Source organism: Streptomyces sp. NPDC001933, assembly GCF_042890955.1.
Lineage (GTDB): Bacteria > Actinomycetota > Actinomycetes > Streptomycetales > Streptomycetaceae > Streptomyces.
The window spans coordinates 21,551-36,227 of record NZ_JBIASS010000024.1 but is presented as its reverse complement, the minus strand read 5'-3'; the positions used below and the strand labels follow the sequence as shown (position 1 = coordinate 36,227).

The following is a 14,677-nucleotide window of genomic DNA, read 5'->3' as shown; positions in this document are numbered from 1 at the left end:
GGTCCGTCAGGAACCGGTCCTGCAGGATGCGCGGTTCAGCCAGCAGCCCAGTACCTCGTCGGTGGTCGTGATGGTGGCGACGAGGGCGAGCGTGTTGCGGATCATCGCGGGGGTGTAGTCGGCCGGCACCCCCGCGATGGCGTCGGACGGCACCACGGCGGTGTAGCCGAGGTTCACCGCGTCGAACACGGCGTTGGGAATGGCGACATTGGCCGAGACCCCGGTGACGACGAGGGTCCGGCAGCCGAGGTTGCGCAGCAGCGCGTCCACATCGGTGCCGGCGATGGGCGAGAGGCCGTGCAGCCTGCGCACGACGAGGTCCTCGTCGGCCACTTCGATCGGTGCGGCGATCCGTACCGCCGTGGTGCCGCGGTGCTGTTGCACGGGCAGCCGGCCGGCGGCCCGGAAGAGCCGGGCGTTGTTGTTGGCACCCCGCCCGTCCGGGCGGCGTTCGGCCACCGCGTGCAGCACCTGGACCCCGGCCTCGTGCGCGGCCGCGACCAGCTGGGCGACCCGGTCCAGGGCGCCGGAGGAGCGGGCCTGGTCGGCCAGTTCGGGCAGTGCGCTCCCCGGGCCGACGACCCCCTGTTGGCATTCGACTGTCAGCAGCACGGTGGTGGCCGGATCGAGCTGCTCGGCGAGCTGGTTCTTCGAGGGCACGGCTGACCTTTCTGCGGCGGACGGGGCGCGCGAGGCTAACCGGCATTGCGCGACGAGGGAAGAGACCCCATGATTTCTGACACACAGTCAGACAATGGGAGGGGGCGCCCCCATGGCCGCCATTCAGCGACGGGGCCGTCGGATCATGATGACGGACGACGAACGCGACGCCTATCTCGCCGAGCAGCGCACCTGCCGGGTCGCCACCGTGTCCGCGGACGGCCGCCCGCACGTCGGCGCCCTCTGGTTCGCCTGGGACGGGACCTCGCTCTGGCTGTACTCGATCACCCGCAGCCTGCGCTGGTCCCAGCTGCGCCGGGACCCGAGGATCGCGGTGGTCGTGGACGACGGGGTGGAGTACGCGGAGCTGCGCGGCATCGAACTCTCCGGCGATGCCGTACCCGTGGGCGAGGCCCCCCGCACCGGCGAGCCGTGCCCCGAACTCGCCGCCCCGGAGCGGCTGTTCGCGGCGAAGTACTTCGGGATGGACACCATGCCGCACGACGGCCGCCATGCCTGGCTGCGGCTGACCCCGCAGGCCATCACCTCCTGGGACTTCCGCAAACTCGCGGACCCGCCCACGGCGTGAGAGCCGCCCTTCCGCGACCGCGCCCACGATCCGGCGCGTCCGGCCAGTTCCGCCGCGTCTTCAGGGGCGTCTCAGCAGCCCCCGTTCCATGGCCACCACCACCGCCCGCGTCCGGTCGCTCACGTCGAGCTTGGCGAACAGGCGCAGGAGGTGGGTCTTGACCGTGGCCTCCGCGATGACGAGGCGCCTGCCGATCTCGGCGTTGGTCAGCCCGTCGGCCACCGCGTCGAGCACGTCGGTCTCGCGGGCGGTGAGCGGCTCCTGGGCCGGGCGCCGCATCCGCGCGATCAGCTTCTCGGCCACCCGGGGCGCGAGGACGGTCTCGCCGCGCGCCGCCGAGCGGATGGCGTCGGCGAGCTGTTCGCGGGTGGCGTCCTTCAGGAGGTAGCCGATGGCGCCCGCCTCGACCCCGCGCTCGATGTCCTGATCGGTGTCGTAGGTCGTCAGGATCAGGACCCGGGTGCGCGGGTACCGGGCGACGATCTCGGTGGTCGCCCCCACCCCGTCCAGCACCGGCATCCGCAGGTCGACCAGGGCGACGTCGGGGTCGTGCCGTGCCACCAGGTCGAGGGCGTCCCTGCCGTCCCCCGCCTCCCCGACGATCTCGATCCCGTCCTCACCGGCGAGCAGGGCGACGACACCCGCCCGCATGACGGTGTGGTCGTCCACCACGACCACCCTGATCCGGCCGCCGGTCATCGCGTCCCCCCGCTCTCCGCGTCGTTCGCCACATCGCCGTCCCCAGGCGCCGGTTCCAACGGGATCACCCCCAGGACCCTGGTGCCGTCGCCGACCGAGCTGGTGACCGTGAGCCGGCCGCCCAGTTCCGCCAGGCGTTTGCGCATCCCGTCGAGCCCGAAACCCTTCGACTTCCCCGGTACGAATCCGATGCCGTCGTCGGTGACCTCCAGCTCCACCGCGTGCGGCCCTCGGGTCAGCATCACGCCGACCGTGGAGGCGCGCGCGTGCTTGCGCACGTTGGCCAGGGATTCCTGCGTACAGCGCAGCAGCGCGATCCGGGTCTGCTGGTCGCACTCGACGTCCGCCAGATCGCCGGCCACCGCTAGCCCGGTGTCCTCCGCGAAGCGGTCCAGGATACGGCGCAGCGTCTGTGCCACCGACCCGGCATCCGGACCACCCCGCTGCTGGGCCGAGCCGACCAGCTCCCGGGCCTCGGCGAGGTTCTCCCTGGCCGTGGACTCGATCGAGCGCAGCTGCTGGGCGCTGCGGACCGGCTCCGCGTCGAGTCCCGCCCGCGCCGCCTCCGCCAGTACGACGATCGACGCGAGGCCCTGCGCGAGGGTGTCGTGGATGTCCCGCGCCATCCGCTCCCGTTCGTCCGCCGCCCCCTGGCGCTGGTGCGCCTCGGACAGTTCCGCCTGGGTCCGTTCCAACTCGACGATCAGCCGGGCGCGTTCGGTGCTCTGTGCGACCACCGAGTGCGCCCACAGTCCGATCAGGACCCCCACGGCGACGACGATCAGGGTGGACACCATGGTCTCGGCGAAGAACTGCAGCGACCCGCCCTCCCGGTACCAGCTCCCCGCCAGCGTCGCCGCCGTCGCCAGCCCCAGGAACCCCATCGAGGTCCTGGGCGTCCGCCCGAACATCCAGTAGTGCGGCAGCGTCACCATGAACAGCGCCGCGTAGCTGCCGCCCAGATGGGCGAGCCCGCCGAGCGCGAGCACCAGCACACAGAGGTAGCCGTGCGGCCGTACGACGGGGTTGTCGGGGAAGCGGTCGAGGAGCGCGTAGCAGAGCACCACGCAGCCGAGCAGCGCGAGCGACGCGTACCGGTCCCGGACGGATCCGTCCATGGCGGCGAGCCCGGCGGCCATCGCGGCGAACAGCAACCAGCACACGGCGTTCCAGCGGCGCAGCGATGTGGTCCAGAAGGCATCGGCCGAGGTTCCGGCGAGAACGGTCATGCCGATCAACGTACTTCGGCCAGTGGCTCGTCGCGTACGGTCCGGTCCGATCCGGCCGGGGCCGGACGCGACGGCCACCAGGTCGCCTCGCCCAGCAGGAGCAGTGCCGCCGGAAGGATCATGATGCGGACCACGAAGGCGTCCAGCAGCACGGCCACCGCGAGTACGAAACCGATCTGCTTCATCTCGATGATGTGCAGCAGGACGAAGCTCACGAAGACGGTCGTCATCACGACCGCGGCGCTGGTGACCACGCTCGCCGACGTGCGGAGCCCGTCCAGGACCGCCTGCCGCGTGGGGACACCGGCGAGCACGGCCTCCCTGATCCGGCTCACCACGAACACCTGGTAGTCCATGGAGAGTCCGAAGAGGATCACAAAGAGGAAGAGCGGGACGCGCGAGCCGATCGAGCCGGTGGAGTCGAAGCCCAGCAGCCCCTCGGCCCAGGTGCCCTGGAAGACGAGGACGAGCAGTCCGAGCGCGGCGGCGGCGGAGAGCAGGTTGAGTACGACCCCGATCAGGCCGAGCACGACGGAACGGAAGGCGTACACGGTCATCGCGAAGGTCACCAGCAGCAGCGCCCCGAGGACGAGCGGGATCCTGCTGTTCTGATGGGCCGGGTAGTCCGCGTACCGGGCGACATCCCCGCTGACGCCGTACTCCGCGCCCCGGACCCGTCCGACGGTGGCGGGCAGGTACTCGTCTCTCAGATGGCCGAGGGAGTCGCGGGCTTGTGCGGAGTTGCCGAGGTGCGGCACCTTCAGCCGCAGCACACTGATCCGGTGGTCGGCCGAGGTCTCGATGCGCGGGCCGTCGGTGAACAGCGGGTCCCCGTCGGTGAGCCGGGCCAGTTCGCGCAGCGCGCCGGTGACCTCCCCGCTGCGCGAGGCATCGGCGCGCACGACGACGTCGTGCGTCACCCGCTGCTCGGGGAACGCCTCGTTGAGGCGGTCGTACACCCGCATCGCGGGAATCTCGCGGGAGTGCGTGTCCCGGCTCATCTCCGTGATGTTCAGTCCGGCCAGTGGCAGTGCGAGTGCGATCAGGGCGAGGACCGGGACGCAGAGCGTGGCGAGGGGGTGCCGGGCCGCGGGCCGCAGCAGCGCCGTCCAGATCCGGCCGCCACCCTCGCGGCGGGGGCGCGGGGCGGGCTTCCCGTGCTCTGTGCGGCGCCGTGCCCGTCGCTCCGCCCGCTTCCCGAGCACGGTCAACAGCGCGGGCAGCACCGTCAGGGAACTGGCCACGGCGACCAGTGTGACCACGATGGTGCCGGTGGCCAGCGAGGAGAAGATCACGTCGGAGGCCAGATACAGCGTCGCGGTGGAGATGACGACCGCCAGCCCCGACACCACGACCGCCCGGCCCGACGTGGCCGCGGCCAGTTCGACCAGCGCCTCGGTGCTCAGCCGGCCGCAGCTGCGGGCCCGTTCCTCGCGCTCCCGTTTGAGGTAGAAGAGCGTGTAGTCGACTCCGACGGCGAGACCGATCATCAGGATGACGTTCGTGCCCACCCCGGCGTCGGGTGAGACGTGCGAGACCACCATCGACAGGCCGATGGCCGCCGCGATCGACGTGAGGGCGAGCAGCAGCGGCACCGCGGCCATGACGACCGATCCGAAGACGACCAGCAAGGTGACCAGGGTGACGGGAAGGGTGCTCTTCTCGGACAGCGCCAGGTCGTCGCCGCGCTGCTGGTCGACCCCCTTGCTGATGGAGGGGCTGCCCGTCTCTTCCAGCAGCAGCCCGGGACGGGTCTTCTGAACGGCCGAGGTCTGCGCCGCGACGGCGTCGGCCTTGTCCTTCGCGTCCCGCTCCTCGCCCTTCAGGGCCACCTCGACCATGAGGATCCGGCCGTCGCCGGACCAGAGCGGCGCGGCCACGTCCGCGACCTCCGGCAGCTTCCTCATCCGGTCCGTGAGATCCCGCGCGGCCTCCTCGGCCGAGTGCCTGTCGGGGGTGCCCGACCGGGTGGAGATCAGCACCTGCTCGGTGGAACGGCGCTCCAGGTGGCCCTCGGCCGCCATCGCCTCGGCCCGGCCCGCCTCGCCGACGCGGAAGTCGGCCGTCTTCGCGTTGTTGGTGCCGACGGCTCCGCCGACGACCAGGCAGAGCACCACGAACACCAGCCAACCGACGACCGCCCGCCAGGGGTGCCGCGCGCTTCGGCGCGCCATGCGCACAGTGAATGAATTCATGCCCGAAAGCCTTGTTGAACAGGGCAGTTGAAGGACAGAGGTGTCAGGTTGAACTTGCCGTCCACCGATCGGTGGACCCTGATGCTGGGGTAATCCCCCGCACACCGGGCCGATGACCGTGGCTCACTGCGCGTCCAGCTCCAGCCCCGCCGCGCGCAGCGCGGCCACCGCGGCCCTGATCGACGGACGCCGGTCCGCGTCGGTACGCCAGACGGCGTGGACGTGACGTCGCATCTTCTGCCGTACGGGCACGAGCCGCACCCCGTCGGGTACCGGACCGCGGCCCAGCCTCGGCGCCACACAGACGCCCATCCCGGCAGCGATCAGGGCGAGTTGGGTGTGGTGCTCGCCCGCCAGGTGCGCGATGCGCGGTTCGATGCCCTTGGAACGGAGGGTGAACATCAGCCAGTCGTAACAGAATTCGCCCTCGGGCCAGGAGACCCAGTCGTCGTCGGCGAACTCCTCCAGGTCCACCTGGTCCCGGTCGGCGAGCCGATGACCGGACGGCATCGCGATGTCCGGTGCGTCGTCCAGGAGTTCGGCCTTGGCCAGGCCGGCGGGCACGGGCAGCCGCTTGTTGCTCCAGTCCAGCACCACCGCGAGGTCGATGTCGCCTCTGATCACCGCACGGATTCCGTCCTCGGGCTCCAGTTCCCGGGTACGTACGCGCAGTTCGGGGTGGTCCCCGCGCAGCGCGCGGAGCGCGGAGGGGAAGAGTCCGCGTGCCGCGGTCGGAAAGGCGGAAAGCCGGACCTCGCCCACCACCTCACCGCGTTGCGCCTCGATGTCGGACTGGGCGAGCTCGACCTGGGACAGGATCCGGGCCGCGTGGTCGGCGAGCAGCCGGCCGGCGTCGGTGAGCCGGACCCCGCGCCCGTTCCTGGCCAGCAGCTGCTGCCCCACCTCCCGCTCCAGCTTCGCCATCTGCTGGGAGACCGCCGACGTGGTCACGTGCAGCCCCTCGGCGGCGCCGCCCACGGAACCGTGCCGGGCCAGTGCGTCCAGGGTGCGCAGGCGCTCCAGATTCAACATATAAGCAATGCTACGCAGACACCCGCACAAAGTCTCGCTTGTCCTACGCGGTTGGGGCCTCCATCGTTGACCCCATGAGCGCCACCGCCGCACCGGAAACCATGCCCGCCACCGAGTCCGCCGCCTTGAGCCCGCCTGCGGCGCCCGCCGCCCGCCCGGCGCTGGACTGGCGGATCCGCTTCGGGGCGCTCTCGCTCATCTGGGGCTTCAGCTTCCTGCTGATCAAGGTCGGCACCGAGGGGTACGCCCCGTTCCAGGTCACCCTGGGCCGTCTGCTCTCCGGCACCGCGGTGCTGGCCGTCGCGATGGCGGTCCGGCGCGAGCGGCTGCCCCGGGGTGCCCGCACATGGGGGCACCTGGCGGTCGCCGCGTTCTTCCTGAACGCGCTTCCGTTCTCGCTCTTCGCCTATGCCGAGCTGACCATTCCGTCGACGCTGGCGGGCATCTGCAACGCGACATCGCCCCTGTGGGGCATGGCGCTGTCGCTCGTCGCGCTCTCCGAGGACCGGCCGACCCGCCGCCGGGTCGCCGGGCTCGGGCTGGGCTTCCTCGGCGTGCTGACCGTGCTGGGCGCCTGGCAGGGCTTCTCCGGGCTGGACTTCGGCGGCACGGCGATGGCTCTGCTCGCCTCCCTCAGCTATCCGATCGGCTGGATCTACGTCCGCCGGACGCTGGCGGGCAGCGGCTCGTCGACGCTGGCGCTCACCGGCAGCCAGCTCTTCCTGGGCACGGCGCAGATCGCCCTGGTGACCCCGCTGTTCACCTCGGCACCCGACGGGTTCCCGCTGCTCCCGACCCTGGCCGTGGTCGCCCTCGGGGCGCTCGGCACCGGCCTCGCGGTCCTGCTGCAGTACGGCCTGGTGGCGGAGGTCGGGCCGACGACCGCGCAGATGGTCACCTACTTCATCCCGGTCATCGCCACCGCCGCCGGAGTGATCGTGCTCGGCGAGCAGCTGAGCTGGAACACTCCGGTGGGCGCCCTCGTGGTCCTGGCGGGCGCCGCCCTCACCCAGAGCAGGGCCCGGGGCGGCCGGGCATCCACCGGCCGGACACCCAGCGGCGGAGCCGGGACCGGTTCCGGGACCAGGACCGAAGCCGGGTCCGGGTCCAAGACCGGCGCCAGGACCGGAATCGGAGCCGGGGATCACCCGTAGGTCAGCGGCTTCACCGGTCCCGCCGCTGCCGCCACCGCGTCCGCGAGTGATCCGATCTCGTCCTCGGCGAGCGACGAGACGGTGAGCCGGATCCCCTGGGGCGCGGCCAGCCGGAACCGCGCCCCGGGCGCCACGGCCCAGCCGGCGTGCAGCAGCCTCGCCACGACACCGGTCTCGTCGCCGACCGGCACCCACACATTCATCCCGCTGCGCCCGTGGGCCGCCACGCCCCGCTCCGCCAGCGCCCGCACGAGACCGTCCCGCCGCTTCGCGTATGCCCGCGCCACCTCCCCCGGATCGACCGCACCCGTGGTCCACAGGTGCACCACGGCCCGTTGCAGCAGCCTGCTGACCCAGCCGGGGCCCAGCCGCTGGCGCCCCGCCACCCGGTCGGCCGTGACCCGGTCACCGGTCAGCACGGCGACCCGCAAGTCCGGCCCGTACGCCTTGGCCACGGACCGCACGAAGGCCCAGCGGTCCGTGGCACCGGACAGGGGATGGAGCGGCAGATCGACGATGCCGTGTCCGTGGTCGTCCTCGATCAGGAGTACGCCGCGGTGTCCGGCGAGGACTCCGCGCAGCTCGAAGGCGCGTCCGGCGGTGATGGCCGCCCCGGTCGGATTCTGCGCGCGGCCGGTGACCACGAGCGCGCGGGCACCGGCCTTCAGCGCGTTCTCCACGGCGTCGGGCAACGGCCCGTCGTCGTCGACCGCGACGGGCACCGGACGCAGCCCCAGCGCCGGTACGAGATCCAGCATGCTGCCCCAGCCGGGGTCCTCGACGGCCACCGCGTCGCCTGGTCTGAGGTGCGCGACGAGAACGCGCTCGATCGCGTCCAGCGACCCCGAGGTCGCGACCACGGGCCCGGCCGGCACCCCGTCCGCGTCCAGCGCGGCACGGGCGAGCGCGGCGAACTCCGGATCCACCGGCGCCTGCCCGTACATCCCGGGCTGCTGCGCATACTCCTGCGCGACCGCCGCGAAGGCATCACCCAGCGCGGGCAGCAGCCCCGGATCGGGGTTGCCCGCGCCCAGGTCCCGGACGCCCGCCGGCGCCTCGACCCGGAGCGAACCGCGCGCCGTACTCGCGGGACGCGGCCGCACCCTGCTGCCCCGGCGCCCCGCCGTCTCGATCACCCCGCGCTCGCGGAGCGTGCGGTAGGCGGCCGCCACCGTATTCGGGTTGACCCCCAGCTGATCCGCCAACTCCCGCATGGGAGGCAGCACTTGGCCTGGTTCGAGCTCACCGGAACCGACCCCGCGCTCCACACTGGCGGCAATCTCCGATGCACGCCGCCCAACAATCCGATACTCTCCTAGCACAAACAGGATTATGCACTAGTGCAATGGAGTACGCAATGTCGGACACCGCATCGCCGCAGACCACGACCCCTGACGCCGCAGCAGCCGGTTACGAGCCGACCGAGCGCACCATCCCGACCCGTTCCCGTGAACGGGCGTCATACGACCGGGAGGTGGTCCACTCGATACTCGACGAGGCGTACCTCTGCCACCTCGGCTTCGTCCGTGACGGCGCGCCCGTCGTCCTGCCGACGCTCTTCGGCCGGATCGGCGACCGGCTCTACGTACACGGCTCGACGGGCTCCCGTCCGCTGCGCGAGGCGGGCCGCACCGACCCCGGTCTGCCCGTGTGCCTCACGGTGACCCATGTCGACGGGCTGGTCCTGGCCCGCTCCGCCTTCCACCACTCGATCAACTACCGCTCCGTGGTGGTCCACGGCGTCGCACACACGGTCACCGACCCCCAGGAGCGGCGGACCGCACTCGACGCCATCGTCGACCATGTGGTGCCCGGCCGGTCCACCGATTCCCGGCCCGCCGACGAGAAGGAGCTCGCCGCGACCGCGGTGATCCGGCTGGACCTGCGGGAGGTGTCCGCGAAGATCCGCACGGGCGGCCCCAACGACGAGCCCCGCGACCTCGCGCTCCCCCATTGGGCAGGCGTCGTCCCGCTCGCCCGCGGCTACGCGGCGCCGCTGCCCTCGGACGACCTCGACCCCGCGATCGGCGTGCCGGACTACATCACCGCACTCTGACGCACACCGGGTGACGTGCGGGCCCGCCACCGGGTGGCGGGCCGCCCATCACCCGCCATCACAGGTGGGACGTCACGTAGCGGCACGACCGGCGGACAACTCCCCCTCGGCAGCAGTCCGGCCGCTGTCCGGACCTTCGGCAGCGGTCAGGCCGACGTCCGGCCCGGCGGCCCCCGTGCCCGGTCCCGACGCGACGGGCCCCGAGGGCGTCCTCGGTGTCGACGACTGGGCGATGAAGGCACCGATCAGCACCATGGCACCGCCGATGAGCTGGGGCGCCGACAGGTGCTCGCCGAGCATCACCCAGGCGAGCACCGTGGCGATGACCGCCTCAAGACAGGCGACCACGCCCGCCACCGCGGGTGAGAGCAGCCGCACCGAGATCACCCCGGTGACATACGCGATCACGGTCGCCAGCAGCACGATCCAGACGAGCAGCAGCCAGGCCGGAACATCCGTGCCGTCCATGCCCGCCGTGCCGCCCAGGACCGACCAGTCCATGCCCCAGGGCTGTGCGACCACGGTGAGGACGGCCGCGCCGATCAGCAGCCCGTACGCGATGACCCCGACCGGATGCGGCGGTTCGACACCGTCCGCGCCGTCCGCGCTGCCCTGGTCCGACAGAACGAAGTAGCCGACCTGACAACAGGCGGCACCGAGCGCCAGCAGCAGCCCGACCACGTCGAAGCTCAGCCCCGACCAGACCTCGACCACGCACGTCAGTCCGCCGACGGCGAGCACCACGCCGACCGCGGCCCGCCGGGTGACCGGCCTGCGCTGGACGAACCGGACCCAACCGAGCACGAGCGCGGGCGCCAGGTACTCGACGAGAAGCGCGACCCCGACCGGGATCCTGGAGAGCGCGGCGAAGTAGAATGCCTGCACACCCGCGACGGCGAGCAGCCCGAAGCCGAGCAGCAGAACCGGCCGGCTGCGCACCAGATCCCGGTGGCGCCAGGCCACCGGCAGCATGACCAGCGCCGCGCCCGCCACCCGCAGCCACACCACATGGAGCGGATCGAGCCCTGCCTCGATCAGCGGCTTGGCCGCCACCCCTGAACCACCGAATGCGAACGCCGAAGCCAGGGCTAGTCCCAGGCTGGCGCTTCTCCCCTGAGACGCGTGCATCGGCCCATCATGACAGCTGCGGTCAGGGGCGTCACCCCCGGTCACCCCTGACAGGCCCGCTGCCGGGCGGACGACTCCACACCGCCCGTCCGGACAGCTCCACACCGGCCGTCCGAGCAACTCCCACACCGCCACCCCCGTCGGCGCCCGGGACCGGACGCTCAGACTCCGCCCTCCGGAACGCCCTGCCCGGCAACATCCGCGACCCGGGCGGCAAGCCGGTCCGCGTCGACCCCGCCCCGTACCAGCACCTCCACGGCCCGGCACTCGTGGTCCGAGGCCAGTGCCGCGAGCAGATCGATCCCTCGCGCCCGTACGTCGCCGCGCGACTCCGCCCGGTCGAGCGCCCCGGCCATCGCGGAAGCGGCCGAGGGCGACCAGCCCTCCATCCCCATGTCCCGCACGACGGGATCCGTGCCCCGCACGACGGCCCCCGGGTCCGGGACGACCGGGACGGCGCCGGAGTCCTCGACCGAACCCTGCCAGCGGAGTCCGTATCCGATACTGCGCTGGACGAGGTAGCCGAGCACCCTGGCCAGCTGAGGTCCGCCCTCGAAGGCCGCCCGCACCGCGGGGTCCGATTCGATGAGGGAGTGCAGCAGATGCGCCGTGTCGATCTGCCGGTCGCCGTCGCGCAGCGCACGCCTGCGGGCGCCCGTCACCACGGCGGCCAGCTCCACGGTGAGTCTGGCGTCGAGCTCGGCGCGGTTCGGTACGGGTTGCTGGGGGATCCGCGGCGTCCGGTTCTGCACATCTCTCACCCCATCAGGCCCGGAGCGCGAGTACATCCCCGGATGGGCCCATCCAGGCATCCCACGCAAGTTGGGCACACCCGAACGGTTTCTCCTCCTTGCGGATGAGATCTCGCCATTTCCGGATCCGATCGGCGAAAAGGGCGCGCGCCGCCTTGCCACGCGCTCCCCGGGCAACCGGAAACCACCCCTGGACGTCCCACAGGCCATACCCCCCACGCGACAGCCGGAAGGGAGCCCGCGTACGTGTCCTGGTTGGTCGCCCTGCCGGCACTCGACGGACGGGAGTACGTGTACCGGGTCCACGCCCCGGCCGACGCGCTGCGCGCCGACCTCTTCTGGGCCGCGTTCCACTGCCACGACGACGGTCCGCACCCCCGCGCCTTCGACCGGTTCGACGCCGCTCTGATCTGGCGCGCGGGAGCGGACGGGAACGGCCACATGGATCTGACAGTTCATCAGTATTGAATGTTCCGGCCACTGCGGCTACGTTCCGCGACACCGTAACCCGCCGAGAAGGGGTGGTCACATGGCCGAAGTCAGTGCAGAGGCACGCATCGAAGCACCGGCCGAGAAGGTGTGGGCCCAGCTGACGGACTTCACCACGTACGGTCAGTGGAACGCCACCCACACCAGCTTCCCCAAGGGCGGTCCGGCGACACTCGAACTCGCCGCCACCTACGAGGAGAACATGAAGCTCATGGGCTTCCCGGCCGAGGTGACCTGGACGGTGGCGGAACTGGAGACCGCGCGCCTGCTGGCCACCAAGGGCAAGGGCCCGATGGGCGTCAACCTGGCCATGCGCTACTCGCTGACCCCCGACGGGGACGCGACCACGGTCCGCATCGACGGGGAGTTCACCGGCGCCGCGGTCTCCCTGATGGCCGGGAAGCTCAAGGACTCGGCGACGGCCGCGCTCGTCGAGTCACTGCGCAAACTGGGCGGCCTCATCGCCGCCTGACACCACCCGGCCGACGGAAAGGGCCTCGCGGCTCGGCCGCGAGGCCCTTGGCACCGCACCCACGGGCAACCACACCCATGGACTCAGTGCTCGTCGGCAAGGATCAGGTACAGCTTCTTCCGGGCGTCATTGATGACCGTGAGAGCCTTCTCCCGCTGATCGGCCGAGCCGGTCTTCCAGACCTGGCCGAACGCCTCCATCAGACCGAATCCGGCCTGCCGGATCTCGTTGACGCTCTCCCAGTCGACACCGCGCCCGGCCTCCTCCCAAGGCGCCTCGGGCCCCGACTCCGCCTCGGCTCGCCCGGTGTCGGTGAGCGTGAACAGCTTCTTGCCGCCCTCGCTCGCGCTGACGATCAGGCCCTCGTCCTCCAGCAGTTGAAGGGTCGGATAGACCGAGCCCGGACTGGGCCGCCAGGCCCCGCCGCTGCGCTCGCCGATCTCCTGGATCATCTCGTACCCGTGCATCGACCGGTCCTTGAGCAGCGCCAGGATCGAAGCGCGTACGTCACCGCGCCGCGCCCTCCCCCGACCGCCGCCCCGACCACGCCCACCCCCGAAGGGGCCACCGCCGAAGGGGCCACCCCCGAACGGCGGCCCGAACTGCCCGAAGGCCGCCCGCCGCCCCTCGAACTCACCACGCCCCTGATGACCGGGCCCGCAGTGCCCGTGTCCACGCCCGTACCCGAACTCTTGCTCGTGCCCATGCGAACGCATCGCTGTACTCCTTCTATCGTTGATCTGTCGCGATGCTTCAACGATATATCGGAACCGATCGCCTGACAATCCCCGCAGCGACGTGGCCCCGCCCCGGGTCCACTCCATCGAGATCAAGCCGCACAGAGTGCTGTGCGTCACAAACGGCCGGCCGTCGTCCGACTAGCCTGGCTTCGCATGACCCACTCCGAGATCGAAATAACCGCGGATCTGATCCTGGAACTGCTGCACGACCAACACCCCGACCTGGCCGATCACCCTGTGCAGCTCGGCGCACGCGGCTGGGACAACCAGCTGTGGCGGCTCGGCGACGACCTCGCCGTCCGGCTGCCCTGGGCAACGGAGTCGGCGGACGAGCTGCTGCGCAAGGAGTACGACTGGCTGCCCGGTCTCGCCCCGCACCTTCCCCTTCCGGTCCCCGTCCCACAGCGCATCGGTGAGCCCTCGGCACGCTTTCCGCGGCCCTGGATCGTCACCACCTGGGTGCCCGGAACGCCCGCCGACCGCGCCCCCGCCACACGCGTCGCGGAATCGGCCGACGCCCTGGCCGCCTTCCTGACGGCCCTTCACAGGCCCGCCCCCGACGGCGCTCCGGCCGGCCGTGGCCGCGGAGGGCCGCTGGCCGACCACGCCGAGGGGTTCACCCAGCAGCTCGCCTCGGCCACCGAGCAGGGACTGATCCCCGACCCGGACGCCGTCCGCGCGGTCTGGGAAGACGCCGTCGCCGCTCCCGACTGGTCAGGCCCGGCGCTGTGGCTCCACGGCGACCTGCACCCCGCCAACGTCCTGACCGAGGACGGGACTTTCTGCGGTGTGATCGACTTCGGCGACCTCTTCGCGGGCGACCCGGCCTGCGATCTCGCCGCTGCTTGGCTCCTGCTGCCGGACGGCGCCGTCGACCGCTTCCATGACGCCTACCGGCCGGCCGCGGACCCCGCGACCCTGCGCCGCGCCCGCGGCTGGGCGGTGGTGAAAGCCCTCGTCTGCATCCTCATCGGAGAGGCAGGCGTCCACGGCCGCCCCGGCGGCAAACCCACCTGGGGCCCGCCCGGACACGCCTCGCTGAGACGCCTCATCGCTTGAAGAATGCGTTGGCCGGTCGCCGCCGGGCTGCGACGATGCCCCTGTTTCTCAAGTGGAGGGCATTTGTTCGTATTCGAGTGTGCGGGGTGCGGCGCCGCGCTGACCGCACCGCTGTCCGAGGTCGCCCTGCCGGCCCACGCCCATCAGACGTACGGGAACGGGAATCAGCTCCCCGTCCTCATGGAGTCGGGCACGTTCGCGGTGGAACCGGAGCCCTGGGGGCCGCCGTGGCGGAAGTGGGAGGAGATCGATCCGGACGAAGCGGAGGCCCGCGGCATCCACGCACCGGTCCACGGCCTGTCCGACGGCCCACCCGGCATGGTCGTCATCGCCCCCGGGGACATCCGCGGCACCATGGATCGAATCCCAGGACGCTGCCCATGCCACTCCCCCATGCTGCGGACGGGCCCGCAGATTACCGCC

At 71.8% G+C, this 14,677-nt stretch carries 15 protein-coding genes and 1 pseudogene; 7 read left to right on the top strand and 9 right to left on the bottom strand.

The features are described 5' to 3' along the window. Positions 1–6: 6 nt before the first annotated feature. Positions 7–660 carry a cysteine hydrolase gene (locus tag ACFYY7_RS37715; protein ID WP_388668500.1) on the bottom strand — a complete coding sequence of 218 codons (654 nt, stop codon included), beginning with the start codon at positions 658–660 and terminating at the stop codon, positions 7–9. Positions 661–772: 112 nt separating this feature from the next. Here ACFYY7_RS37715 and ACFYY7_RS37710 point away from each other — a divergent pair, with 112 nt between their 5' ends. Next, positions 773–1,249, top strand: a complete 477-nt coding sequence (locus tag ACFYY7_RS37710; protein WP_388668497.1) for a pyridoxamine 5'-phosphate oxidase family protein — start codon at positions 773–775, stop codon at positions 1,247–1,249. A gap of 60 nt (positions 1,250–1,309) precedes the next feature. Here the strand turns inward: ACFYY7_RS37710 and ACFYY7_RS37705 are convergent, their stop codons facing one another. From ACFYY7_RS37705 to ACFYY7_RS37690, 4 genes are all read right to left on the bottom strand, one after another. After that, complete coding sequence (locus tag ACFYY7_RS37705) at positions 1,310–1,948, bottom strand: response regulator transcription factor (protein WP_358943331.1); 639 nt, start codon at positions 1,946–1,948, stop codon at positions 1,310–1,312. Then, the gene (locus tag ACFYY7_RS37700) at positions 1,945–3,177 is read right to left on the bottom strand and encodes a sensor histidine kinase (protein WP_388668493.1); all 1,233 of its coding nucleotides are present in this window, start codon (positions 3,175–3,177) and stop codon (positions 1,945–1,947) included. Before ACFYY7_RS37700 ends, ACFYY7_RS37705 begins: the two co-directional genes overlap by 4 nt. Positions 3,178–3,182: 5 nt before the next feature. After that, positions 3,183–5,372 carry an MMPL family transporter gene (locus ACFYY7_RS37695; protein ID WP_388668491.1) on the bottom strand — a complete coding sequence of 730 codons (2,190 nt, stop codon included), beginning with the start codon at positions 5,370–5,372 and terminating at the stop codon, positions 3,183–3,185. A gap of 123 nt (positions 5,373–5,495) precedes the next feature. Continuing rightward, a complete protein-coding gene (locus tag ACFYY7_RS37690) occupies positions 5,496–6,404 on the bottom strand; it encodes a LysR family transcriptional regulator (RefSeq protein WP_388668488.1) in 909 nt (302 codons plus the stop codon). A 74-nt stretch (positions 6,405–6,478) separates the two neighbouring features. On the opposite strand from ACFYY7_RS37690, the gene ACFYY7_RS37685 reads away from it, so the two are divergent. Beyond that, positions 6,479–7,558, top strand: a complete 1,080-nt coding sequence (locus tag ACFYY7_RS37685) for a DMT family transporter (protein WP_388668485.1) — start codon at positions 6,479–6,481, stop codon at positions 7,556–7,558. Here ACFYY7_RS37685 and ACFYY7_RS37680 read toward each other — a convergent pair. Continuing rightward, the gene (locus ACFYY7_RS37680; RefSeq protein WP_388668483.1) at positions 7,549–8,880 is read right to left on the bottom strand and encodes an aminotransferase class I/II-fold pyridoxal phosphate-dependent enzyme; all 1,332 of its coding nucleotides are present in this window, start codon (positions 8,878–8,880) and stop codon (positions 7,549–7,551) included. The two genes, ACFYY7_RS37685 and ACFYY7_RS37680, sit on opposite strands and share 10 nt — an antisense overlap. A 35-nt stretch (positions 8,881–8,915) precedes the next feature. On the opposite strand from ACFYY7_RS37680, the gene ACFYY7_RS37675 reads away from it, so the two are divergent. Next, positions 8,916–9,614 carry a pyridoxamine 5'-phosphate oxidase family protein gene (locus ACFYY7_RS37675; protein WP_388668480.1) on the top strand — a complete coding sequence of 233 codons (699 nt, stop codon included), beginning with the start codon at positions 8,916–8,918 and terminating at the stop codon, positions 9,612–9,614. Positions 9,615–9,686: 72 nt separating this feature from the next. On the opposite strand, the gene ACFYY7_RS37670 is transcribed toward ACFYY7_RS37675, so the two are convergent. Together ACFYY7_RS37670 and ACFYY7_RS37665 are read right to left on the bottom strand one after the other, a co-directional pair. After that, on the bottom strand, positions 9,687–10,742 hold the full coding sequence (locus tag ACFYY7_RS37670; protein WP_388668477.1) for a DMT family transporter: 1,056 nt from the start codon (positions 10,740–10,742) through the stop codon (positions 9,687–9,689). 161 nt (positions 10,743–10,903) lie between these two features. Further along, a complete protein-coding gene (locus ACFYY7_RS37665; RefSeq protein ID WP_388668474.1) occupies positions 10,904–11,494 on the bottom strand; it encodes a Clp protease N-terminal domain-containing protein in 591 nt (196 codons plus the stop codon). 246 nt (positions 11,495–11,740) lie between these two features. Between ACFYY7_RS37665 and ACFYY7_RS37660 the strand changes: the two genes are divergently transcribed. Then, the gene (locus tag ACFYY7_RS37660; RefSeq protein ID WP_358943321.1) at positions 11,741–11,962 is read left to right on the top strand and encodes a hypothetical protein; all 222 of its coding nucleotides are present in this window, start codon (positions 11,741–11,743) and stop codon (positions 11,960–11,962) included. Positions 11,963–12,023: 61 nt separating this feature from the next. Beyond that, on the top strand, positions 12,024–12,455 hold the full coding sequence (locus ACFYY7_RS37655) for an SRPBCC family protein (RefSeq protein ID WP_351264622.1): 432 nt from the start codon (positions 12,024–12,026) through the stop codon (positions 12,453–12,455). Positions 12,456–12,538: 83 nt separating this feature from the next. Here the strand turns inward: ACFYY7_RS37655 and ACFYY7_RS37650 are convergent, their stop codons facing one another. Then, entirely contained in the window at positions 12,539–13,171 is a 633-nt protein-coding gene (locus ACFYY7_RS37650; RefSeq protein WP_388668471.1) for a PadR family transcriptional regulator, read from the bottom strand. Positions 13,172–13,348: 177 nt separating this feature from the next. On the opposite strand from ACFYY7_RS37650, the gene ACFYY7_RS37645 reads away from it, so the two are divergent. After that, positions 13,349–14,254: an aminoglycoside phosphotransferase family protein gene (locus ACFYY7_RS37645; RefSeq protein ID WP_388668468.1), complete on the top strand. Its 906-nt coding sequence runs from the start codon at positions 13,349–13,351 to the stop codon at positions 14,252–14,254. 63 nt (positions 14,255–14,317) lie between these two features. Next, positions 14,318–14,611, top strand: a pseudogene (locus ACFYY7_RS37640) (hypothetical protein); the annotation flags it as partial. Positions 14,612–14,677 lie beyond the last annotated feature (66 nt).